The organism is Micromonospora sp. NPDC048868 (assembly GCF_043198195.1).
Classification (GTDB): Bacteria; Actinomycetota; Actinomycetes; order Mycobacteriales; family Micromonosporaceae; genus Micromonospora; species Micromonospora reichwaldensis.
This window is the reverse complement of record NZ_JBICUN010000005.1, coordinates 130335-152179: the sequence shown is the minus strand read 5'-3', so window position 1 is coordinate 152179 and position 21845 is coordinate 130335. Positions and strand designations below refer to the sequence as shown.

At 74.2% G+C, this 21845-nt stretch carries 25 protein-coding genes; 13 read left to right on the top strand and 12 right to left on the bottom strand.

Annotation, left to right across the window (positions count from 1 at the left end; all coding sequences use genetic code 11):
* Positions 1-83: 83 nt before the first annotated feature.
* Together ACGFNF_RS10175 and ACGFNF_RS10170 are read right to left on the bottom strand one after the other, a co-directional pair.
* Complete coding sequence (locus ACGFNF_RS10175) at positions 84-1064, bottom strand: helix-turn-helix domain-containing protein (protein ID WP_393167068.1); 981 nt, start codon at positions 1062-1064, stop codon at positions 84-86.
* An 83-nt stretch (positions 1065-1147) separates the two neighbouring features.
* On the bottom strand, positions 1148-1906 hold the full coding sequence (locus tag ACGFNF_RS10170; RefSeq protein WP_393167066.1) for a TetR/AcrR family transcriptional regulator: 759 nt from the start codon (positions 1904-1906) through the stop codon (positions 1148-1150).
* A gap of 101 nt (positions 1907-2007) precedes the next feature.
* Here ACGFNF_RS10170 and ACGFNF_RS10165 point away from each other — a divergent pair, with 101 nt between their 5' ends.
* Positions 2008-2973, top strand: coding sequence for an ATP-binding cassette domain-containing protein (locus ACGFNF_RS10165; RefSeq protein WP_393167064.1), 966 nt, complete (start codon positions 2008-2010; stop codon positions 2971-2973).
* Positions 2966-3739 (top strand): ABC transporter permease, encoded by a 774-nt coding sequence (locus ACGFNF_RS10160; RefSeq protein ID WP_225852357.1) that lies wholly within the window; start codon positions 2966-2968, stop codon positions 3737-3739. Before ACGFNF_RS10165 ends, ACGFNF_RS10160 begins: the two co-directional genes overlap by 8 nt.
* Positions 3740-3806: 67 nt before the next feature.
* Here the strand turns inward: ACGFNF_RS10160 and ACGFNF_RS10155 are convergent, their stop codons facing one another.
* The 4 genes from ACGFNF_RS10155 to ACGFNF_RS10140 form a co-directional block, all read right to left on the bottom strand.
* Positions 3807-4310, bottom strand: coding sequence for a hypothetical protein (locus ACGFNF_RS10155; RefSeq protein ID WP_132236000.1), 504 nt, complete (start codon positions 4308-4310; stop codon positions 3807-3809).
* A 68-nt stretch (positions 4311-4378) separates the two neighbouring features.
* Positions 4379-6010, bottom strand: a complete 1632-nt coding sequence (locus tag ACGFNF_RS10150; RefSeq protein WP_393167062.1) for a RecQ family ATP-dependent DNA helicase — start codon at positions 6008-6010, stop codon at positions 4379-4381.
* Between the two features lie 86 nt (positions 6011-6096).
* A complete protein-coding gene (locus ACGFNF_RS10145) occupies positions 6097-7047 on the bottom strand; it encodes a TIGR03557 family F420-dependent LLM class oxidoreductase (RefSeq protein ID WP_393167060.1) in 951 nt (316 codons plus the stop codon).
* A 91-nt stretch (positions 7048-7138) separates the two neighbouring features.
* Complete coding sequence (locus ACGFNF_RS10140) at positions 7139-7261, bottom strand: hypothetical protein (RefSeq protein ID WP_357578862.1); 123 nt, start codon at positions 7259-7261, stop codon at positions 7139-7141.
* A 178-nt stretch (positions 7262-7439) separates the two neighbouring features.
* Here ACGFNF_RS10140 and ACGFNF_RS10135 point away from each other — a divergent pair, with 178 nt between their 5' ends.
* Positions 7440-8936: a glycoside hydrolase family 3 N-terminal domain-containing protein gene (locus tag ACGFNF_RS10135; protein ID WP_357578863.1), complete on the top strand. Its 1497-nt coding sequence runs from the start codon at positions 7440-7442 to the stop codon at positions 8934-8936.
* Between the two features lie 32 nt (positions 8937-8968).
* Here ACGFNF_RS10135 and ACGFNF_RS10130 read toward each other — a convergent pair whose 3' ends face one another.
* The gene (locus tag ACGFNF_RS10130) at positions 8969-9256 is read right to left on the bottom strand and encodes a GNAT family N-acetyltransferase (RefSeq protein WP_393167058.1); all 288 of its coding nucleotides are present in this window, start codon (positions 9254-9256) and stop codon (positions 8969-8971) included.
* On the bottom strand, positions 9253-10479 hold the full coding sequence (locus tag ACGFNF_RS10125; protein ID WP_357578865.1) for a cysteine desulfurase-like protein: 1227 nt from the start codon (positions 10477-10479) through the stop codon (positions 9253-9255). The genes ACGFNF_RS10130 and ACGFNF_RS10125 overlap by 4 nt, the downstream gene beginning before the upstream one ends.
* Positions 10480-10570: 91 nt before the next feature.
* Between ACGFNF_RS10125 and ACGFNF_RS10120 the strand changes: the two genes are divergently transcribed.
* The 7 genes from ACGFNF_RS10120 (at position 10571) to ACGFNF_RS10090 (ending at position 15124) form a co-directional block, all read left to right on the top strand.
* Positions 10571-10936, top strand: a complete 366-nt coding sequence (locus ACGFNF_RS10120) for a hypothetical protein (protein WP_151456105.1) — start codon at positions 10571-10573, stop codon at positions 10934-10936.
* 59 nt (positions 10937-10995) lie between these two features.
* Complete coding sequence (locus tag ACGFNF_RS10115; RefSeq protein ID WP_393167055.1) at positions 10996-11817, top strand: DUF1206 domain-containing protein; 822 nt, start codon at positions 10996-10998, stop codon at positions 11815-11817.
* 82 nt (positions 11818-11899) lie between these two features.
* The gene (locus ACGFNF_RS10110; RefSeq protein WP_393167053.1) at positions 11900-13096 is read left to right on the top strand and encodes a mechanosensitive ion channel family protein; all 1197 of its coding nucleotides are present in this window, start codon (positions 11900-11902) and stop codon (positions 13094-13096) included.
* 481 nt (positions 13097-13577) lie between these two features.
* On the top strand, positions 13578-14012 hold the full coding sequence (locus tag ACGFNF_RS10105) for a phage holin family protein (protein WP_151456905.1): 435 nt from the start codon (positions 13578-13580) through the stop codon (positions 14010-14012).
* Positions 14009-14359, top strand: coding sequence for a DUF3618 domain-containing protein (locus ACGFNF_RS10100; RefSeq protein WP_393167051.1), 351 nt, complete (start codon positions 14009-14011; stop codon positions 14357-14359). The genes ACGFNF_RS10105 and ACGFNF_RS10100 overlap by 4 nt, the downstream gene beginning before the upstream one ends.
* The gene (locus ACGFNF_RS10095) at positions 14356-14628 is read left to right on the top strand and encodes a DUF4235 domain-containing protein (protein ID WP_089001055.1); all 273 of its coding nucleotides are present in this window, start codon (positions 14356-14358) and stop codon (positions 14626-14628) included. The genes ACGFNF_RS10100 and ACGFNF_RS10095 overlap by 4 nt, the downstream gene beginning before the upstream one ends.
* Positions 14629-14920: 292 nt before the next feature.
* The gene (locus ACGFNF_RS10090) at positions 14921-15124 is read left to right on the top strand and encodes a cold-shock protein (RefSeq protein WP_011905669.1); all 204 of its coding nucleotides are present in this window, start codon (positions 14921-14923) and stop codon (positions 15122-15124) included.
* A gap of 188 nt (positions 15125-15312) precedes the next feature.
* Here the strand turns inward: ACGFNF_RS10090 and ACGFNF_RS10085 are convergent, their stop codons facing one another.
* Together ACGFNF_RS10085 and ACGFNF_RS10080 are read right to left on the bottom strand one after the other, a co-directional pair.
* Complete coding sequence (locus tag ACGFNF_RS10085) at positions 15313-15507, bottom strand: hypothetical protein (protein WP_357578869.1); 195 nt, start codon at positions 15505-15507, stop codon at positions 15313-15315.
* A 40-nt stretch (positions 15508-15547) separates the two neighbouring features.
* Positions 15548-16531, bottom strand: a complete 984-nt coding sequence (locus tag ACGFNF_RS10080; RefSeq protein ID WP_357578870.1) for an aldo/keto reductase — start codon at positions 16529-16531, stop codon at positions 15548-15550.
* Between the two features lie 84 nt (positions 16532-16615).
* Here ACGFNF_RS10080 and ACGFNF_RS10075 point away from each other — a divergent pair, with 84 nt between their 5' ends.
* The gene (locus ACGFNF_RS10075; protein WP_393167049.1) at positions 16616-17446 is read left to right on the top strand and encodes a trans-aconitate 2-methyltransferase; all 831 of its coding nucleotides are present in this window, start codon (positions 16616-16618) and stop codon (positions 17444-17446) included.
* Positions 17443-18468, top strand: a complete 1026-nt coding sequence (locus ACGFNF_RS10070; protein WP_393167047.1) for an adenosine deaminase — start codon at positions 17443-17445, stop codon at positions 18466-18468. Before ACGFNF_RS10075 ends, ACGFNF_RS10070 begins: the two co-directional genes overlap by 4 nt.
* Before the next feature lie 239 nt (positions 18469-18707).
* Here the strand turns inward: ACGFNF_RS10070 and ACGFNF_RS10065 are convergent, their stop codons facing one another.
* Together ACGFNF_RS10065 and ACGFNF_RS10060 are read right to left on the bottom strand one after the other, a co-directional pair.
* Positions 18708-20096 (bottom strand): ATP-binding protein, encoded by a 1389-nt coding sequence (locus ACGFNF_RS10065; RefSeq protein WP_393167045.1) that lies wholly within the window; start codon positions 20094-20096, stop codon positions 18708-18710.
* A gap of 29 nt (positions 20097-20125) precedes the next feature.
* Complete coding sequence (locus ACGFNF_RS10060) at positions 20126-20815, bottom strand: response regulator transcription factor (protein WP_089001050.1); 690 nt, start codon at positions 20813-20815, stop codon at positions 20126-20128.
* A gap of 74 nt (positions 20816-20889) precedes the next feature.
* On the opposite strand from ACGFNF_RS10060, the gene ACGFNF_RS10055 reads away from it, so the two are divergent.
* Complete coding sequence (locus ACGFNF_RS10055) at positions 20890-21810, top strand: ADP-ribosylglycohydrolase family protein (protein ID WP_393167043.1); 921 nt, start codon at positions 20890-20892, stop codon at positions 21808-21810.
* The last annotated feature ends 35 nt before the right edge of the window (positions 21811-21845 follow it).

Here is a 21845-nt window from a genome sequence, read left to right as displayed (position 1 = left end):
AGGCAGGGATCGGACACCTCGACGTCAGTCTGCCCCGACCGGGTTGACCGTGGACGCCGCCGGGTTGACTCTCCGTGCCGCGCTCACTCCGCCTGGCCGGCCCGCCAGGCCTGCGGCCCGACGCCGTGCGCCTTGCGGAAGATCCGGCTGAAGTGGGCCTTGTCGGGGAAGCCCCAGCGCGCCCCGATCGCCTGGATCGGCTGGCCGCGCAGGCCCGGGTCGGCGAGGTCGTGCCGGCACCGCGCCAGCCGCAGCTCCCGGATGTACGACGCGACAGTCGACTCCTCGGCCGCGAAGAGCCGGTGCAGGGTACGCAGCGAGACGTGGTGCGCGTCCGCCACCACCTGCGGGCTCAGCGTCGCGTCCCCGAGATGCCGCTGGATGTACGCCCGCATCTGGGTGACGAGGGCGCGCCTGCGGACCTCGGTCGGCACCACGTCCTCGGCCACCAGGTGCCGACCGAGCATGGTGGACGCCAGGTCGAGCCCGACGGCACCGAGGCGGGCGGCGTCGGCGGCGTGGTACTGCTCGGGATGGTGGGCGATCTGGAGGAGGAACTGGGCCAGCAGCGCGCCGATCCCCTCGGTGCCCGACATCCGGCCGCCGAGCAGCGGCGCCAGCCGGTCCGGCGACAGTGGCAGCGCGGCGTGCGGGATGAGCGCCACGACGGAACGGGCCGGATCGCGGCCGCCGTCGTCGCCGACGTGCCGCACCCCGTGCGGCCGCGACCCGTCGTAGAAGATGAACTCCTCCGGCCCCAGCACGCTGCTCCGGCCGGCCTGGCTGGCCGCGCCGTCCCCGTCGACGGTGAGCGCCAGCGTGTAGATCTCCGGGGCCGACTCGCGTCCCAGCCTCGGCGTCCGGACGCCCTCCAGCGACGGGTACCGGTAGTTGACCACCTGGATCGGGCCGAGCTCGACGATCTCCGCCCGGGCGGTGAAGTCGTGCGCGTGCTCGGTGCGGATCCGCAGCGGCGAGGCCGTACGCGCCACGACGTCGAGCCACATGTCGAAGCGTTCGGCCGCCGGCACCTGCTCGGTGTCGACGACGGTCCGCCGAAGCATCCGCTCCCCCGTCCTCGCGCCGGTCCGACGCCCATTGTCCATCGTGGGCACCCGCCCCGCCCAGCGCGTTTCCCGGCCCCGGGTCAGGCCGTGGCCGTCCGGCCCCGGATCAGCACCTCGACGCCGTCGAGGATCCGGTCGAGGCCGAACTGCCACTCCGTGTCGAACACCTCGTCCTGCTCTCCCTCGACGCTCTCCGCCAGCAGCTCCCGGATCGCCGGGTAGGCGCCGTGCCGGGTCAGCAGGGCGAGCTGCTGCCAGTACCGCACCCCGGCGTCGTCGGGGTCGAGTTGTTCGCGCGCCGCAGCCTCGTCGAGGTCGGCGGTGAGGGTGGCCCAGTTCCGGGCGTACCCGCTGACCAGCATGATCGTCGAGAGCCGCTCGACGCCGTGCAGGCCGGTGCCGTGCAGGGCGGCCAGCCCCTGCTCCATCCAGCGCACCTGGTTGGGGCCCAACGGCGGGCCGCTGATCGGGACCTGCCGGATCCACGGGTGGCGGTGGATGGCCGTCACGTTGGCCAGCGCCCAGCGGGCGAGCGCCGGCCGCCAGCCCTCGCCCGGGGCGCGTGGCGCGGGCGGGTCCCCGTACGCGGTGTCGGCCATGAGCTCCAGCAGGTCGTTCTTGGCGGAGACGTAGCGGTAGAGCGACATGGTCGCCACGCCCAGCTCGCCGGCGACCCGGCTCATCGACACCGCCGGCAGCCCGTCGGCCTCGGCCACCCGGATGCCGGCGGCCACCACCTGCCGCATCGTGAGGCTGCGCCGGGGTCCCTTGCCGGGTCGTTCCCGCAGGCCCCAGGCGAGCTCGATGCTCTCCGGCAGCTCGACGTCGGCGTCGCTCATCCTCACCTCCCGGTACGCGGTGTTGACCGCCATCCTAGCTTCTGCGTATGGTGCACGCAGAACAGCGTATGACGTACGCAGAACGCGGAGAGTGAGGGGCGATGGGAGTGACAGACGCGGCGGTGGAGACCGTCGACCTACGCAGGTCCTACGGCGGGGTGGCGGTGCTCGACGGCCTGAACATGCGGGTCGCCCCGGGCAGCGTGCACGCCCTGCTCGGCCCGAACGGGGCGGGCAAGACCACGACCGTCCGGATCCTGGCCACGCTCACCACGCCCGACGGGGGCGTGGCCCGCGTGGACGGCCACGACGTGGTCCGCGACCGGAGCCGGGTCCGGCGGGCGATCAGCCTCGCCGGCCAGCACGCGGCGCTCGACGACCAGCAGACGGGCGCGGAGAACCTGCACATGATGGCCCGGCTGGCCGGGCTGACCCCGGCCGCCGCCCGGCGGCGCGCCACGGACCTGCTGGAGCGCTTCGACCTGGTCGCCGCCGGCGGCCGTCGGGTGGTGACCTACTCCGGCGGGATGCGCCGCCGGCTCGACCTCGCGGCCAGCCTGGTCGGTCAGCCGTCCGTGATCTTCCTCGACGAGCCGACCACCGGCCTCGACCCGCGCAGCCGGCAGGGGCTGTGGGAGGTGGTCGCCGAGCTGGCCGGTGCCGGAGTGACCGTGCTGCTCACCACGCAGTACCTGGAGGAGGCCGACCGCCTCGCCGACCGGATCGCGGTGCTGCACGGGGGCCGGCTGGCCGCCGAGGGCAGCGCGGACGACCTGAAGCGCCGGTTCGGCGCCCACCGGCTGGAGCTGACGCTGCGTGACGCGCGGAGCTTCGCCGAGGCGGCGCACCGCCTCGGCGGGCGCGTCACGCACCGCGACCCGGCCCGGCTGGAGCTGGCGGTCGCCACCGACGGCGGCGCGCCGGAGATCCGCCACCTGCTCGACGAGGTCGACCCCGACCGGCAGGGGCTCGCCCGGTTCACCGTCCGCGAGGCGACCCTGGACGACGTCTTCCTCACCCTCACCGGCGACCCGGTGCCCGCCCGGCGGGAGGCGGCCGGTGTCTGAGCTGACCCTGCGGCCGACCCGTGCCGGCGAGGCCCTCGTCATGATGGCGCGCTGCGTACGGCTGTCCCGGCGCAACGTCGACGCGCTGCTGACCTCGCTGCTGCTGCCGGTGCTGCTGATGCTGCTCTTCGTCTACCTGTTCGGGGGCGCGATCGACACCGGCACCCGCTACGTCACCTACGTCGTGCCCGGCGTCCTGCTGCTCTGCGCCAGCTTCGGCGCGGCGACCACCGCCGTCAGCGTGACCACCGACCTGACCAACGGGATCATCGAGCGGTTCCGCACGATGGACGTCAGCGCCACCGCGATCCTCGGTGGGCACGTCGCCGCCAGCATCGCCCGCAACACCGTCTCCACCGTGCTGGTGCTGGCCCTCGCCGTCGCCATCGGCTTCCGCCCGGCCGTGGACCCGCTGCGCTGGCTGGCCGCGTTCGGGGTGCTGCTGCTCTTCCTGCTCGCCGTGTCCTGGCTGTCGGCCGCGTTCGGCCTGCTGGCCCGCACCCCGGAGGCCGCCAGCGGCTTCACCTTCCTGGCGATGTTCCTGCCGTACCCGAGCAGCGCCTTCGTGCCGGTGGAGACGATGCCGGGCTGGATCCGCGGCTTCGCCGACCACCAGCCCGTCACGCCCGTCATCGAGACGCTGCGCGCCCTGCTGCTGGGCACGCCGACGGGCACCGCCCCGGCCCTGGCGGTGGCCTGGTGCCTCGGCGTCCTGGCCGTCTCGGTGCCCCTGACCGCCGTGCTGTTCCGCCGCCGCGTGGCCTGACCGACACCACCCTGGGGGTACGCGACGGCGGCACCGGACGAGATCCGGTGCCGCCGTCGTCGTCGCGTCAGTCGTTGAGCACCTGGGAGAGCCGGTCGCGGAAGCGCCGCTCCGAGTCGCTGACCACGTCCCCGCCGAGACCCAGGATGCCGCCGCTGGAGGCCGCGCCCACCACCTGCTCGGCGATCTCCACCAGCCAGTGCTTGTAGGCGCCGGCCTCGCCCTCGTCCGTCCGGGCGGCCAGCAGCACCGCCGCCTCCCTGGCCCGGCCCAGCACGTCCTCCAGGTAGGCGCGGGGGTCGGACGGCGCGATGACCGGCATCTCCTCGCCGGCCTCCGGGTCGCCCACCCGGGTGACGATCTCGCCGGCCACGGCCGCGACCAGCGGGCTGGCCGACTCCCGGCCGGCGGCGATGGTCTCCAGCCCGGCGGCGTTCTCGGCCATGGTGCGCCGGGTGCCGTCGGACTCTGCGGCGCTCGCCGCGGTCAGCACCGACTGCGGCAGGCCGACCAACAGCCCCCACTCCTCGTCGGAGAAACCGAATCCGGTGTACGCCGGCTGCTCGATCACGGCAAAGCCCCTTTCCGCACTGATGTCGCTCGTCGTCCACGGCCCCGGCCAGCGGTGCCCGGCTCAGGCTAGTCGAGGGTCAGCAGGCCCTGTTCGGACACCACGCTGACGGACAGCGTCTTGTACCCCACCTCGTCGAAGAGAACCGTCATCCGGTCCTCCTCGTAGCTCAGCACCAGGCCGTGCCCCCACTCCGGGTGCCGGACCTGGCTGTGCACGGGGAAGGGCCCGACCGCGCCGTCGTCGGGGGTGCTGGTGCCGGCGTGGCAGTTGTCGCAGTGCCCGCAGAGCTCGGTCATCTGCTCACCGAAGTAGGCCAGCAGCGTCTGCCCCCGGCAGGCGGTGGTCTCGGCGAAGGCCCGCATCATGTCGGTACGCGACCGGGTCACGGTCTGCTGCCGCTCGGCCTCCGCCAGGGCCGCCGCGGCGGCGTCCACGGGCGCGGGGGAGTAGCGGGGGACGCCGATGCGCTGCTTCGCCCTCGGCTCGGCCGCGCCGACCTGCTCCAGCAGGGCGAGGTACTGGCCGAGCTTGCGCGGGCCGAGCCCGGTGAGCTCGCGCAGCTCCTTCTTGTTCCGTGCCTTCTTGCGCAGCAGCGCGGACAGGTCGCGCAGCTCGTCGGCGTTCGGCAGGCCGCCGCTGAAGAACCGTTGCAGCCCGACGTCCTCGCCCTGCCACAGCAGCAGCACCCGGGCCGGGGCGCCGTCGCGGCCGGCCCGCCCGATCTCCTGGAAGTAGCTGTCCGGCGAGTCCGGCAGCGCCATGTGGACCACCCAGGCGATGTTCGGCTTGTCGATGCCCATGCCGAACGCCGAGGTGGCGACCATGATCGGCACCTGGTCGGCGAGGAACGCCTCGTGCAGCTCGGCGCGCGGCCCGGCCGCCATCCCGCCGTGGTAGTACTGGGCCGGGTAACCGGCGTCGGTGAGCCGGGCCGCCAACTCCTCGGCGGAGCGCCGGGTGGGCACGTAGATGATGCCGGGCCGGGTGTCGTCGCTCAGCAGGGCGAGCAGCCGCCGCCACCGGTAGTCCTCCGTCGGGCAGTGCGCCACCTCGAGGAACAGGTTCGGCCGGTCCAGCCCGGAGACCACCACCTCGGGCTCGGTCAGCCGCAGCCGGGCGATGATGTCGTCGCGTACGGGCGGGGAGGCGGTGGCGGTCAGCGCCACCACCGGGGGCCGGCCGATGCCGTCGATGAGGTGACCCAGCGCCAGGTAGTCGGGGCGGAAGTCGTGCCCCCAGGCGGAGATGCAGTGCGCCTCGTCGATCGCCACCAGCGCCGGCTTCAGCGACTTCACCTCGGCCATCCGGTCCGGGTTGGCGAGCTGCTCCGGGGTGATGAAGAGGAACTCGGCCCGCCCCTCGCGGATCTCGGTGATCGCCTGCGCCTGCTGGGTGGCCGACTCGTTCGAGCTGATCCGCACCGCACGCAGCTCCGGCCGCTGCCGCTCGTTGAGCGCCGCGATCTGGTCCTGCTGGAGGGCGAGCAGCGGGGAGATCACCACGGTCGGGCCGGGGATCAGGCTGGCCGGGATCTGGTAGATCGCCGACTTGCCGGCGCCGGTGGGCAGCACCACCAGGGCGTCACGGCGCTTCATGACCGCCCGCATGGCGGCCAACTGGTGGGGCCGCAGTGCGGTCCAGCCGAAGAGGCTCTTGGCCGCGCGGCGCAGTGTCGTGGAGTGCGTGGACAGTTTCATCGAGGGCCGGAGGTACCCGACGCGACCAGCGCCGAAACCGCGCTCAGGTGTAAGGAAGGGGCCCTTCCTTACACCTGAGGCGGCGGTCAGCGTACGCGGGGGAACACCTCGCGCTGGTAGAGGTCGAGCAGGCCCTGCCAGTTCGGGCCGGTGTTGGCCACGTAGACCTCGTCGAAGCCGGCCTTGGCGTACTGGTCGATCTTCGCCAGGTGCGCGTCGGTGTCCCGCCCGCAGACGAAGGCGTCCTTCATCGCCTCCGGCCGGACCAGCTCGCCGGCCTGCTCGAAGTGCCGCGGCGAGGGCAGCACCTGGGACAGCTCGCCGGGCACCCCGGCGTTCGGCCAGCGCTCGTACGCGATCCGCACGCCCTCCTCCTCGCTGGGCGCGTACGCCGCCTTGAAGCCGGCCTGGCACGGCTTGTCGCCGCCGCCGTTCTCCCGGAACCGCCGGACGAGTTCGGCGTCGGGCGAGGTGTTGACGAAGCCGTCGCCGATGCGGGCGGCGAGGTCGACGGCCTTGGGGCCGAAGCCCGAGACGTAGACCGGCGGGGGAGCGTCCGGCAGGGTGTAGATCCGGGCGTGCTCGACGGTGTAGTGCTTGCCGTGGTGGTTGACGAAGCCGCCCCGCCACAGCTCGCGCATCACCTCGACGGCCTCCTCCAGCATCTCCAGCCGGACGTCGGCCTGCGGCCAGGCGTCGCCGAGGATGTGCTCGTTGAGCGCCTCGCCGCTGCCCACCCCGAGCACGAACCGCCCGGAGTGCAGGACCGCGCTGGTGGCCGCCGCCTGCGCGAGGACGGCCGGGTGGAGGCGCACGGTCGGGCAGGTCACGGCGGTGGTGACCGGGAGCTGGCAGACCTGGCTGAGCGCGCCGATCATCGACCAGACGAAGGGGCTCTGCCCCTGCGCGTCCGTCCACGGGTGGTAGTGGTCGGAGATCCAGAGCGCCTCGAAGCCGGCCCGCTCCGCGCCGCGCGCCTGCTCCAGCAGTTCGGCCGGCGTGTACTCCTCGGTGGACAGAAAGTAGCCGATCCTCATCGTTCCCCCTCGCCGTGTCGTACCGGTCCAACGAGGCAGGCGGTACCCCGACGGCCGCCGCCGAACCGCGGTGCCGGCGCCGGGCGGCGCCTCAGCGCCGGAACATCGCGCGGATCGCGGCGAGCAGCAGGAGGCCGCCGACGACAAGGCCGAGCATGCGTACGCCGGGGATGTCGGCCGGGCTCGTCGCGTCGGCCAGCAGCAGGGGATCCATCCCCGAACTGTCCCCAGCTCCGCGCCCGACGGCAACTGTAAGGTTTATTGACTATTTACTCGCACGGTGTGACCATGTCAGCACCGCCGCCGGTGGCGGGCCGCCGGGCGCGGAGAAGACGGGGGTACGACGACCGCATGAGCGAGCGACACATCAGCCACCACACCGGCAGGCCGGCGTGAGCGGGCGCGACGGGAGCCTGACGGCCCTGGCCGCCGCCGTCCTCCAGCCGGGCTTCGTCGGCACCACGCCGCCACCCTGGATCTGCCGCTGGCTCGGCGAGGGCCTCGGCTCCGTGGTGCTCTTCGCCCGCAACGTGGTCGACCCGGAGCAGGTGGCCGCCCTCACCGCCACGCTGCGCGCCGAGCGCCCCGACGTCGTCGTCGCCATCGACGAGGAGGCCGGCGACGTCACCCGGATCGAGTCCGCCCGGGGCAGCTCCCGGCCCGGCAACTTCGCCCTCGGCGCGGTGGACGACCCGGCGCTGACCGAGGAGGTCGCCCGCGACCTGGGCGCCGACCTCGCCGCGCTGGGGATCACCCTCGACTACGCCCCCGACGCCGACGTCAACTCCAACCCGGCCAACCCGGTGATCGGCGTACGCGCCTTCGGCGCCGAGCCGGCGCTGGTCGCCCGGCACACCGCCGCCTGGGTACGCGGCCTCCAGTCGGGCGGGGTCGCCGCCTGCGCCAAGCACTTCCCGGGGCACGGCGACACCCAGGTCGACTCGCACCACGACCTGCCCCGGATCGGCGCCGACCGGGCCCGCCTCGACGCCGTGGAGCTGGCCCCGTTCCGGGCCGCCGTCGCCGCCGGGGTGCAGGCCGTGATGACCGGCCACCTGCTGGTGCCGGCGCTGGACCCGGAGCTGCCCGCCACCCTCAGCAGCCGGATCCTGGGCGGGCTGCTCCGCGACGAGCTGGGCTTCTCCGGCGTCGTGGTCACCGACGCGGTGGAGATGCGGGCGGTCGCCGACCGGTACGGCTTCGCCGGCACGGCGGTGCGCGCCCTCGCCGCGGGCGCCGACGCGATCTGCATCGGCGGGGAGCGCGCCGACGAGGGGTCGGCCCGGCTGCTGCGGGACGCCATCGTCGCGGCGGTCGTCGCCGGCGATCTGCCCGAGGAGCGCCTCGCCGAGGCGGCCAAGCGGGTGGGGCAGCTCGCCGCCTGGACGGTGGCCGCCCGGGCCGAGCGGCCGTCCCGGTCGCGCCCGAGCGCCGCCGGTTCGGCCGTCGGGCTGGCCGCCGCCCGCCGGGCGCTGCGGGTCACCACCGCGCCCGCCGGCGTCGGCGCGCTGCCGCTGACCGGTCCCGCCCACGTGGTCGAGTTCGAGCCGCCGCGCAACATCGCGATCGGTCCGGAGACCCCGTGGGGGCTCGCCGCCCCGCTGGCCGACCTGCTCGCCGGCACCACCACCGTCCGCTACGCCGAGGCCGACGTGCCCGCCGACCCGACCGCCGGGGCGGCCGGCCGGTGCGTGGTGCTGGTGGTGCGCGACCTGCACCGGCACGACTGGATGCGGGCGTCCGTGAGCCGAGCGCTGGCCGCCCGCCCGGACGCGGTCGTGGTCGAGCTGGGCGTGCCCGAGCTGGTCACCGGCGCGGTCCACGTCGCCACCCACGGCGCCACCCGGGCCGCCGCCCACGCCGCCGTCGGGCTGCTGACGGGTCGCTGACCGCCCCCGCACCCCCGACCGGTGCCCCCGGGCTACGGCTCGGGGGTGACCAGGTCGGCGTACTCGGGGTGGCGGCCGATGAAGGCCGCCATGAACGGGCAGCGCGGCACCACCGTCGTGCCGCGTTCGCGGAGCTGGTCGAGGGTGCCCCGGATCAGGGCCGCGCCGACGCCCATGTTCTGGAACCTCGGGTCGACCTCGGTGTGGGTGAAGATCAGCACCTCGCCGCGCGGCAGGTACGCGGTGAACCCGGCCAGCGCGTCGTCGACCAGGATCTCGAAGCGGTGCTTGGCGGGATTGTCCTCGACCAGGGTGCTCACCCGGCCATTCTGCCCCCGCGACCGGCGAGCCGGTCCAGTTCGTCGAGCAACCGGTCCACCTCTTCCGCCGTGTTGTAGTGGTAGAGGCTGGCGCGCACCGCCCCGCCGCTGTCGCGCAGCCCCATCGCCTGGAAGTACTCGTACGCGTAGTAGTCGCCGGCGGAGAGGCAGAAGCCGGCCGCGCCCAGCTCTTCCTGGGTCCGCTGCGGGGAGAGCCCGGCCAGCCGGAAGGACACCGTCGGGCAGCGCCGGGCGGGGGAGCCGAGCACCGTGACGCCGGGCAGCGCGGCCAGCCCGGCGAGCAGCCGGTCCAGCAGCGACTCCTCGTACGCCCGCGCGGCGCCCAGCCCGACGACCAGCCGCTCGCGGCGGCTCCCGGTGGCCGCCGGGTCCAGCCCGGCCAGGTGGTCCACGGCGGCGGCCACGCCGGCCAGCAGGGGGAAGCTCGGGGTGCCGTACTCGAAGCGGTCCGGCACCGCGTCGGAGGAGGGCAGCAGCTTCGCCGGGCGCAGCCGCTCCCACGTCGCCGGGGCGGCCACCATCGCGGCCAGGTGCGGCCCCGACCACTTGTAGGCGCTGGTGACCAGGAAGTCGGCGCCCAGCGCGGCGACGTCGGTGGGCCCGTGCGGCACCGAGTGCACCCCGTCGACGCAGACCAGCGCGCCGGCGGCGTGCGCGGTCGCGGCGATCGCCGCCACGTCCGGGACGGTGCCTGTCGCGTTGCTGCCCGCGGTCACCGCGACCAGCCGGGTCCGCTCGCCGACCAGTTCCGCGTAGCGGGCCGCCGGCAGTTCGGCGGTGTCCCGGTCGAACTCGGCCCAGCGCACCGTCGCGCCGGCCGCCTCGGCGGCCTGCACCCAGGGGCGTACGTTCGCATCGTGGTCGAGCCGGGAGACCACGACCTCGTCGCCGGGCCGCCAGCCGGCACCCAGGGTCCGGGCCAGGGTGTACGTCAGCGCCGTGGCGCTCGGCCCCAGCACCACCCCGTCGGGTTCGGCGCCGAGCAGGTCGGCCACGGCCGAGCGGGCGGCGGCCACCATCTCCAGCGAGCGTCGGCCGGGCGCGAAGGCGGCGCTACGGTTGCCCACCGCCGCGCGCATGGCGGCGGTGACCGCGTCGACGACTCCGGCGGCGGTCTGGGTGCCCCCGGCGCCGTCGAGGTGGACGAAGCCCTCGGCGAGGGCGGGGTAGGCGGCCCGGGTGCGGGCGATGTCGAACGGCATGCCCGGGACCCTAACGCCCGGCCCCGGGCGCCCCACCTGCGCGGATGATCACGCCCTGCCGGAGTGGCCCGCGTCTCGTACCCTTGGCGGGGTGACGAACCGACGTGTTGCCTTCCCGCTGACCCCCACCCGCCGGGCCGCCGGCCTGTTGGCAGGCCTGGCGCTCGGCGCCGCCGTGCTCGCCGGCTGCAGCTCCGAGGGCGCCAGCACCGACTGCGGTCTGGACGCCTGCACCGTCACCTTCGACCGGGGCGTGGACGCCCGCGCCACCATCCTCGGGGTGGAGGCGAAGTTGATCGGCGCGCAGGGCGACCAGGTCACGGTCGAGGTCGCCGGCGAGCAGCTGTCGCTGACGACGGGCCAGCAGGCCACCGAGGTCGGGGGCTTCGCGGTGACGCTGGACAGCGTCACCGACCAGGAGGTCAAGATCCGGGTGTCGAGGAATCCCGGCAACTGATCCGTCGGGGCGGCGGTGGCCGACGTTTGGAAATCTTCGTATTCGGTGATTGAGGCGCCATGTCACTCACCCGGAATGCCGAAGCCACCGCCTCCCGTACGGCGAACAGCAGGTGGCTCGAGTTGTTGGCCAGAGTCGGTTTCATCGGCTACGGCATCGTGCACCTCCTGTTCGCCTGGCTGGCGTTGCAGATCGCGTTCGGCAAGGCCGGCGACGACGGCGACCAGTCCGGCGCGCTGCGCACCCTCGCCCAGCAGCCGATGGGCAAGTTCCTCGTCATCGCCATCGCGGTCGGCCTGCTCGCCATGGCGATCTGGCAGGCGCTGGAGGCGGCCGTCGGGCACCGCGCCGAGCGCGACAAGGAGCGCGTCTGGGAGCGGCTCGCCTCGGCGGGACGCACCGTCGTCTACCTCTACTTCGCCTGGACGGCCTTCAAGGTCTTCAAGGACGCCGGCTCGAACAGCGCCGACCAGCAGGAGGCGCTGACCGGCAAGCTCATGGAGTCCTCCGGTGGCCGCTGGCTGGTCGGCCTGGCCGGGCTCGGCCTCGCCGCGATCGGCGTCGGCCTGGTGATCTACGGGCTGATCAAGCGCTTCGAGAAGCACCTCAAGACCGGTGAGATGAACGCCAAGACGCGCCAGCTCACCCGCCGGCTGGGCATGGCCGGCTACATCGCCAAGGGCGTCGCGTACGGCATCTCCGGCCTGCTGATCATCCTGGCCGCCGTCAACTACGACCCCGAGAAGGCCCGCGGTCTGGACGCGGCACTGCGCACGCTGCGCGACCAGGCGTACGGCCAGATCCTGCTCACCCTGGTGGCGCTCGGTATCGCCGCCTTCGGCGTCTTCTGCTTCCTCCAGTCCCGGTATCGCAAGGTCTGAACCTGGTCGATTCCGGCGTCGCCGGGCACTATTGGGCCTTTGCCCGAAGCACGTGCCCGGCGCCAGGAGGAGGAAGAAACCTGTGCAGAGCTACCTCGGGACGATCGTCGCCGCGCTCGCCGCGGCGGCGATCGCCTTGTTCGCGGTCGAGGTCGCGCACCGCGTGATCCGGCGGGTCGGTCGGCGCTCGCTGCTGCTGACCGAGCTCACCGACCACGCGCACCGGTCGATCCAGGTCGCTGCCACCGTCGTCGCCGTCCAGTTCGCCGTGCGGTTCAGCACCGGCTACGCGGTCGGCGACCAGTGGCGGCAGGTGCTGCTGCACCTGCTGGTGCTCGGCGTGATCGCCAGCGTCGCCTGGCTGGTCGCCTCGCTGCTCGTCGTGGCGGAGGACACCGCACTGGCCCGGTTCCGGGTGGACGTGCCGGACAACCGGCACGCGCGGCGGGTGCGGACACAGGTGGTCATGCTGCGCCGGTTGACGATCGCGGTGATCGTCGTGCTGGCGATCGGCGTCATGCTGATGACCTTCCCGGCCGTACGCGGCATCGGCGCCGGCGTGCTGACCAGCGCCGGTGTGGTCGGTGTGGTCGCCGCGCTGGCCGCGCAGAGCCTGCTGGGCAACGTCTTCGCCGGGCTCCAGCTCGCCTTCAGCGACGCGGTCCGCCTCGACGACGTGGTGGTGGTCGAGGGGGAGTGGGGCCGCATCGAGGAGCTGACGCTCAGCTACGTGGTCGTGCAGATCTGGGACGACCGGCGGCTGATCCTGCCCACCTCGTACTTCACCAGCAAGCCGTTCCAGAACTGGACCCGCACCGAGGCGGCGGTGCTGGGCACGGCCGAGCTCGACGTCGACTGGGCGGTGCCGGTGCAGGCCATGCGGGAGGAGCTGCGCCGCCTCGTCGAGGGCACCGAGCTGTGGGACGGCCGGGTCTGCGTGCTCCAGGTGACCGACGCGACCGGCGGGACGATCAAGGTGCGTGCCCTGGTCAGCGCCGCCGACGCCGGCAGCCTCTGGGACCTGCGCTGCCTGGTCCGCGAGCACCTGGTCGCCTGGATCCGGGACCACCGGCCGACCGCCATGCCCCGGATGCGTACCGAGATCGGGGACGCGGAGAGCAACCTGGCGTGGCAGTGGGTACGCCCCCGCCGGCCGGTGCGCCGGCTCAACGACCCCGAGGTGCCCGACGACGCGCGGGTCTTCGGCGGCAGCGACGACGGCGACGCCCGCAGCGAGGCCTTCGTCGGCCCCGACGAGCCCGCCGAATCCCGCCGCTGACCACCCACCCGCCCCACCCGGTTCCACCCCACCCGGTCCCACCCCGCCCCAAGGACGGGCCGCCCCGCTCGACGCGGCCGCGCCCGCCCAAGGGGCGGCGTCGATCATGCAGTTGTGGCCCCCCGCAAAAGGGGCATCGCTCGGATAACGCTCACCACAACTGCATGATCGACCCCAGCGGTGAGGTGGGCGGGGGCCACGGGGTGGGGTGGGGGCGTGGGGTGGGTCGTGACCTGTGGGCGGCGGGGAGCGTTGGAGGTGTGGGCGGGGTTGTGCCTCGTGGGGCGGCCGGGCGGAGTGCGCTGGCTCGGGAAGTTTGACCGGGCGTTTGGCGGGGACCTGCTGCGCGACGCTTCTGCACCTTCTTCCGCGCCGTCGGCGGCTCGGGGACGCGGCGGTACGGGCTCAACGGCTGCCGGGCGAAGGATTGACGGGCGGCGACTCCGGGCATACAGCGCGGTGATGATGAAAGGAGGACAGCATGGCTGACGTGGCGAACGCCCGCACATCCCGTACCGGGAGCGAGCCGTCCACCGCCGAGCTGGTGCAGCGGGCCACGGAGCAGGTCTCCCGCCTGGTCCGGGACGAACTGGCCCTGGCCCGGGCGGAGCTGACCCAGAAGGGCAAGCACGCCGGTATCGGCATCGGTCTCTTCGGCGGCGGCGGTGCGCTGGCGCTGTACGGCCTGGGTGCCCTGGTCGCCACCGCGATCCTGCTGCTCGACCTGGTGCTTCCGGCCTGGGCGGCGGCCCTGATCGTCGCGGTGGTGCTCTTCGCGATGGCCGGGGTCCTGGCCCTGGTGGGCAAGAAGCAGGTCAGCCAGGCGGTCCCGCCGGTGCCGCAGGCCGCGGTCCGTAGCGTCCGGGCGGACGTGGACACGGTCGCCGCCGCCGTGAAGGACAGGGGACGGGCATGACGACGGGCAACGGCCGGGGCACCGGCGACACCGAGGCGCTGCGGGAGGAGATCCGGCGGACCCGGGTCGAGCTGGGCGAGACGATGGAGGCGTTGGCGGCCAAGGCCGACGTCAAGGCGCGGCTGAGGTCCTCCGCCGACCAGGCGAAGGAGCGGATGCGGGACCAGACGGCGCAGACCGTGGCCCGGGTGCGCGGGCAGGCGGCGCAGAAGGCGCAGCTCGCGCGGGAGCAGGCGCAGGAGAAGGGCGCCGTCGTACGGCGTAACCCGACGCCGTTCGTCGCCCTCGCGGCGGGCGCGGTGGCGGCCGTGATCGTGTTGGTGATCGTTCGGGGGAGGCAGCGGTGAGCAGGGGCATCGGGAAGGCCGCGTACAAGCCGGTCGGCGTGCTGATGGGCATCGCCGCCGGTACGGTCGCGGGCGCGATCTTCCGGCAGGTGTGGAAGATGACGGCGGGCGACGGCGAGGCGCCCAGCGCCACCGACGAGGACCGTGGCTGGGGCGAGGTCCTGGCGGCGGCGGCGTTGCAGGGCGCCATCTTCGCGGTCGTCCGGGCCGCCGTCGACCGGGGTGGCGCGGTGGGCGTACGCCGGTTCACCGGAAGCTGGCCGGACTGACCCGACGACGACGAAAAGGACCCCCGTACCGGTGCGCTGGTGCGGGGGTCTTTTCGCGCGGGTGCAAGGGCCCACCCAGCGGATCTTCGGCACCCGTCAGGTCACATGTCGAAGAATTTCGTCCGGTACTCTGTGCAGAGTTTTCGCTACGTGGTTTGCTGTTCCACGCTGTTGAGAGATGGCGTGGGTTGAGCGAAGTCTCCTTCGTGGGGGCCGCCTCAGGCACCGCTGCTCGAAAACGGCCAATCGGCCGCACGGCGTGCTCGGCCGCCAGTTTTAGAAGGAGATTCACATGGCGCAGGGAACCGTGAAGTGGTTCAACGCAGACAAGGGCTTCGGCTTCATCACCGTCGACGGCGGGGGTGCTGACGTGTTCGTCCACTTCTCGGCCATCCAGACCAGCGGCTACCGCACGCTGGAGGAGAACCAGCGGGTGGAGTTCGAGATCGCCCAGGGTCAGAAGGGTCCGCAGGCCGAGCAGGTCCGCCCCCTCTGAGCAGTGCCGGTCGGCAGCCGCCGGCCAGTGGGTGATCCGGCGCCCGGATCACAGCGAAGCCCCGTATCCCGCCAAGGATGCGGGGCTTTCCGCGTTCACGAGGCCCGCCGCCGCGGCCCCTACGCGAGCTGCCGGCCCCGGCCTGCCACTCGCCAACCTGGCCGCCCACCGGGAGAGGCGGGCAGCGCTCAGCGTCGCTTGCGGGCGTGCAGCCCGAACCAGAGGGTGACCAACCCGGCCAGGACGACGACGGGCCCCAGCACGGCCCAGATCCGTTGGTCGGTCATCACGCTGCCCTCGACGTAGCCGAGGCCCTGCACCGTCCACACCGCACCGCCGACCACGGCGAGCAGGCCGAGGGTGAGCGGCAGCCAGCCCTTCATCGCGTCTTCCCTCCGTCGATCCCCGTCCTGGCCGCCCGACTCACCACCGGTCGTGCACCCGCGGACGGACCAGTTCGTCGTAGACCTCCGCCACCGCCGCCAGCTCCCGTCCGGAGAGCGGGGCCTGGCCGGCCACGGCGGCGTTGCCCCGGGCCTGGGCGGCGTCGCGGGCGCCGGGGATGACCACGGTGACGCCGGGCTGGTCGACGACCCAGCGCAGCGCGAACTGGGCCATCGTGCGTCCGTCGCCGACCAGCGGCGCCAGCCGGCGTACGGCGGCCAGGCCCAGCGCGAAGTCGACACCGGAGAAGGTCTCGCCCACGTCGAACGCCTCGCCGTGCCGGTTGTAGGTGCGGTGGTCGTCGGCGGCGAAGGTGGTGTGTTCGTCGTACCGGCCGGAGAGCAGCCCGCTGGCCAGCGGGACGCGGGCGACGACGCCGACCCCGGCGGCGGCAGCGGCCGGGAGCACCCGGTCGAGGGGCTTGTGCCGCAGCGCGTTGAGGATGATCTGGACGCTGGCCACCCCCGGCCGGGCGATGGCGGTGAGCGCCTGCTCGCAGGTCTCCACGCTCACCCCGTAGCCGGCGACGCGTTCCTCGGCGACCAGGGTGTCCAGCGCGTCGAAGACGGCGTCGTCGGCGAAGACGGCGGTGGGCGGGCAGTGCAGCTGCACCAGGTCGAGGGTGTCCGTGCCGAGGTTGCGCCGGGACCGGTCGGTCCACTCGCGGAAGTGCGCCAGGGTGTACGCCTCGGGCGTCTGCGCGACCCGGCGGCCCATCTTGGTGGCCACGGTCAGCCCGGCGTCGGGCCGGCTGCGCAGGAACCGCCCGATGAGCTGCTCGCTGCGCCCGTCGCCGTAGACGTCCGCCGTGTCGAGGAAGGTGACCCCCGACTCGACGGCGGCGGTCAGCACGGCGGTGGCGTCGGCCTCGCTGACCGTGCCCCAGTCCGCGCCGAGTTGCCAGGCACCCAGCCCGATCACCCCGACGCGCCGCCCCAGCCGGGGGAAGGTGCGCTGCTCCATGGGACTGAGCCTAGTGATCGGCTTGTCCGGTCGCGCGGCGGGCCGTACGGTTAACAAGACGGACGTACGGTTTGGGAGGCAGTTATGTGGGATCCGACGACGTACCTGCGCTATGGCGACGAGCGCTCCCGGCCCTTCCACGACCTGCTCGCGCGGGTCCCGGCCGAGCGCCCGCGCGCGGTGGTCGACCTCGGCTGCGGCCCGGGCAACCTGACCGCCACCCTCCCCGCACGGTGGCCGGACAGCCGGGTCGCGGGCCTCGACTCCTCGCCGGAGATGATCGCGGAGGCCACCGCCACCGCCACCGCCATCACCGCCACCGCCACCGCCACCGCCGCCAGGGTCTCCTTCGCCGTCGGCGACGTCCGGCACTGGCACCCGGAACCCGACGTGGACGTCGTGGTCAGCAACGCCGTGCTCCAGTGGGTGCCCGGCCACCGGGAACTGCTCACCCGCTGGGCGCGGGAACTGCCCGCCGGCGCCTGGCTGGCCGTGCAGGTGCCGGGCAACTTCGACGCCCCCTCGCACCGGGCGCTGCGCGAGGTCGCCGACCGTCCGGCGTGGCGTGCCGACGTCGCCCCGCTGCTGCGCCGGCCCCCGGCCGACGACACCGCCGTCGGCTACGCCGAGCTGCTGACCGGTGCCGGCTGCGCGGTGGACGCCTGGGAGACTACCTACGTGCACCTGCTGCCGGCCCGCGTCGACGCGGACCACCCCGTGCTGAGCTGGCTGGAGGGGACCGCGCTCCGGCCGGTCCGCGCGGCCCTGGACGCCGCCGGCTGGGCCGACTTCCGGGCCGAGCTGGGCGTACGACTCGCCGAGGCGTACCCCGTGCGGCACGCTCAGGTGCACTTCCCGTTCCGCCGCGTCTTCTTCGTCGCCCGCACCGGCGCCCGCGCAGAGGAGAACCAGTGACCGACCTGCAAACCTTCATCGCCGGACTGCCCAAGGTGGAGCTGCACGTGCACCACGTCGGCTCCGCCTCGCCCCGGATCGTCGCCGAGCTGGCCGCCCGCCACGAGGGCCGCAGCCCCGTGCCCGCCGACCCGGCCGCGCTCGCCGACTACTTCGCCTTCCGCGACTTCGCGCACTTCATCGAGGTCTACCTGAGCGTCGTGGACCTCATCCGCGACCCCGAGGACGTCTGGCTGCTCACCCACGAGGTCGCCCGCGAGCTGGCCCGCCAGCAGGTCCGCTACGCCGAGCTGACCGTCACGCCCTACTCGCACGTGCACCGGGGGATCCCCGCGCCCGCCTTCTGCGAGGCGATCGAGGACGCCCGCAAGCGGGCCGAGGCGGACTTCGGCATCGAGCTGCGCTGGTGCTTCGACATCCCCGGCGAGGCCGGCCTGCCGGCGGCCGAGGAGACGCTGCGCATCTCGCTGGAGGAGCGCCCGGACGGGCTCATCAGCTTCGGCCTCGGCGGCCCCGAGATCGGGGTGCCCCGGCCGCAGTTCAAGCCGTACTTCGACCGGGCCCGGGCGGCCGGGTTGCGCTCGGTGCCGCACGCCGGCGAGACCACCGGCCCGCAGACGGTCTGGGACGCGCTGCGCGACCTCGGCGCGGAGCGCATCGGGCACGGCATCTCCGCCGCGCGGGACCCGGAGCTGCTGGCCTACCTCGCCGAGCACCGCATCGGCATGGAGGTCTGCCCGACCTCCAACGTGCGTACCCGCGCGGTCGCCAGCATCGAGGAGCACCCGCTGCGGCAGTTGGTCGAGGCCGGCCTGCTGGTCACCATCAACTCCGACGACCCGCCGATGTTCGGCACCACCCTCGACGATGAGTACGCCGTCGCGGCCCGGCTGCTCGACGTTGGTCCGGAAGGGCTGGCGGCGCTGGCCCGCGACGCGGTGACCGCCTCGTTCCTGGACCCGGCCGGCAAGCGGCGGATCACCGCCGAGATCGACGCCCACCTGGCCGCCGCCACCGGCTGAGCGCGGAGAGGGGGCGGCGCGCGGCGGGAGGAGGTGTGGGGGGACCGAGTCTCCCGCCGCGCGCCCGGCTCCACCGGCCGGTGGGGTGCCCCGAGGCATTGACCGGTGGAACTGATGGGTTCGGATTCGATCCTGTCAGCGCCGGCCCGCTCCGGCACCACGGTTAACCGCGATCTAAGGAAGACTTGCGCCGCCCCACAACCGGCCGCCGGACCGGGGCCGCCCGGCCGGGCCGCGGCTCAGTCGTCGGTGGGCCGCTGGCGGGGCCAGCGGCGGCTGCCGGTCTTCTGCTCCCGGGCCATCCGGCCGACCAGGCCGAACCGGCTGACCTGCCGGGGCGTCGCCTCCGGGTCGGCGAGCAGCATCACCACGCTCGCCCCGCCCAGCCGGGCCCGGTCGATGCTGACCGAGCCGTTCGCCTGCAACGCCACCCGTTTGGCGATGTCCAGCCCCAGCCCGGTCGAGCCCTGGTCGCTGGTGCCCCGGCGCAGCGCCCGGTCCGGGTTGGCGATCCCCGGCCCGGCGTCGTCGATCCGGATGGCCACGTACCCGTCGCGGCGCGAGACCGCCACCTCGAACGCGGTGCCCTGCGGGGTGTACCGGAAGACGTTGCCGATCACCGCGTCCAGCGCGGCGGCCAGCTCGGCCCGGGGGACCGGTGCCGGGATGCGCAGCTGGGCGCCGCTGACCCGGTGCGGCCGGTTCTGGTCGCCGGCCAGGGCGGCCCAGAACACCATCCGGTCCCGCACCACCTCGCTGACGTCGCACATCGCCGGCCCGGCCTCGTGTGCGACCGCCTTGCGGGTGGTCTTGATCAGCACGTCGATCTCGCCCTCGAGGGTGACGATCGCCTGCCGGATCCGGCGGATGCCGCGCCGCCGGTCCAGTTCCGCCTCGCTGAACGAGCCCACGCTGGTGTCGTCGGACTCCAGCGCCTCCGCGTCGAGCCGCAGCACCGTCAGCGGGGTGCGCAGCCGGTGCGACAGGTCGGCGACCAGCTCCCGCTCGTCGGTGCGGGCGGCGTCCAGCCGGTCGGCCATCCGGTTGAAGGCGTGCCCGGCCTCGGCCAGCTCCCGTGGACCGCTCGGGTCGACGCGTACGCCCTGGTCGCCGTCGCCGATCGCGAGCGCCGCGCGGACCAGGCCCCGGGCCGAGTCGACCGCGCGGGCGGCGACCCGGTCCACCACCAGTACCGCCGCGCCCACCAGGGCGGCGGCCACCCCGAGCAGCAGCAGCCACCGACTGTTGCCGGCCAGCTCCGACTCGGGCACGAAGACCTCGACCACGGCCGTCGTGTCGCCGAGCACGACCGGGTCCAGCCGGAGCACGCCGCCCTCGACGTCGACGACCACGGAACGCCGTTCGGCCCGCGCGCGCTCGAGGCTCCCGGCGTCGGCCCGGCCCGCCGACTCGTCCACCCCGAGCCCGTGCACGACCGGCCGGGTGGCCGGGTCGTCGCCGCTGGCCGCCACGACGCGCTGCACCACGGCGGGGTCGGTGCTGACGGCGAGCGCGCCGGTCACCAGCGCGCTGCGTCGGGCGGCGTCCGCGATGGCCTCCTCGCGCGCCCGGTCGGCGAGACCGAGGGCGAGCGGGACGAGGAACGCGAGCGCCACCAGGGCGCACATGCCGGCCGTGAGCAGGGCCAGCGACGGCCTCAGTCCGGCGCCACCAGCCGGAAGCCGACCCCCCGCACGGTGCGCAGGTAGCGCGGCTTCGCCGCGGACTCGCCCATTTTGCGGCGCAGCCAGTACAGGTGAACGTCGATGGTCTGGTCCTCGCCGACCGATGGCTGCCGCCATACCTCCTCCAGAAGTTCCCGGCGGGACACTACCCGGCCCGGCCGCGCGGCGAGATAGGCCAGCAGGTCGAATTCCTTGCGGGTCAGCGCCAGCGGCTCGCCGTCGAGGTGGGCGCTGCGCTCGCCGACGTCCACCCGCAGCCCGCCGACGCTGTGCACGGCCGGCTGCACCGTGCGGCTGGCCCGCCCGGCCCGGCGCAGCACGGTGGTGATCCGCGCGTCGAGGTGCGCGCCGGTGAACGGCTTGACCATGTAGTCGTCGGCCCCGGCGCGCAGCAGCCGCACCACGGACTGCTCGTCGTCGCGGGCGGTGGCGATGATGATCGGCACGTCGGTGATGCCGCGCAGCATGCGCAGCGCGTCCGAGCCGTCGAGGTCGGGCAGCCCGAGGTCGAGCACCACGAGGTCGGGGGTCTCGGCCGCCACCCGGCGCAGCGCGTCCAGCGCCGTGCCGACGGCGTGCACGGCGTGCCCCCGGTCGGCGAGGGATCGCAGCATCGCGCCGCGTACGACGTGATCGTCTTCGACCAGGAGCACGGTGGCCACAGCAAGACCGTACCCGCGGTGGCAAGTCGATCGCGTTTGTGGCGCACGCTGGAAAAGGGCAAGCTGGTACAACGATGTCCTTCACGCTCTTTCCCGACACCCGCCTCGCGCTGGCCCGGGACTCGCTCGCCGGCCTGTCGGTGGGCGACGCGCTCGGCTCACAGTTCTTCGTTCCCGGCCGGCACCCGGCCGACCTGGCCGTCGGGAAGCTGCCCCCACCGCCGTGGCAGTGGACCGACGACACCGAGATGGCCTGCTCGGTGGTCGCCGCCCTGGCCGAGACCGGCCGGATCGACCGGGACGCGCTCGCCGCCGCCTTCGCCGAGCGCTGCGAGCCCTACCGGGGGTACGGGCCGGGCGCGGTGACCATCCTGCGGCTGATCCGCACCGGCACGCCCTGGCCGGTGGCGGCCGCCTCGGCCTTCGACGGTCAGGGCTCCTGCGGCAACGGCGCGGCGATGCGGGTCGGCCCGCTGGGCGCGTGGTACGCCGACTCCACCGCGCGGGCGGCGGCGCAGGCCCGGGCGTCGGCGGAGGTGACCCACGCGCACCCGGAGGGCGTCGCCGGCGCGGTGGCGGTGGCGGTGGCCGCGTCGCTGGCCGCCCGCGCCCGCCTCGACGGCCACCGGCCCGCCCCGGAGCGGCTGCTGGCCGGCGTCACCGCCGCGCTGGACCCGGCCACGGAGGTGCACCGGGGCGTACGCCGGGCCGCCGGCCTGCTCGACCGCCCGGTCGCCGAGGCCGCCGACGTGCTCGGCAACGGCTCCCGGGTCACCGCCCAGGACACCGTCGCCTTTACCTGCTGGGTGGCCGCCGTGCACCTGGACGACTACCCGGCGGCGGTCCGCGCGTGCGTCGAGGCCGGCGGGGACGTCGACACCACCGCCGCCATCGCCGGGGCGGTGGTGGCCGCGCACACCGGCGTCGGCACGCCGGGCGGGGTGCCGGCCGACTGGCTGGCCGCCCGCGAGCCCCTGCCGGACTGGGCCGGCTGACCGCCACCTGATCCACGACCCGACACCCGCCCCGC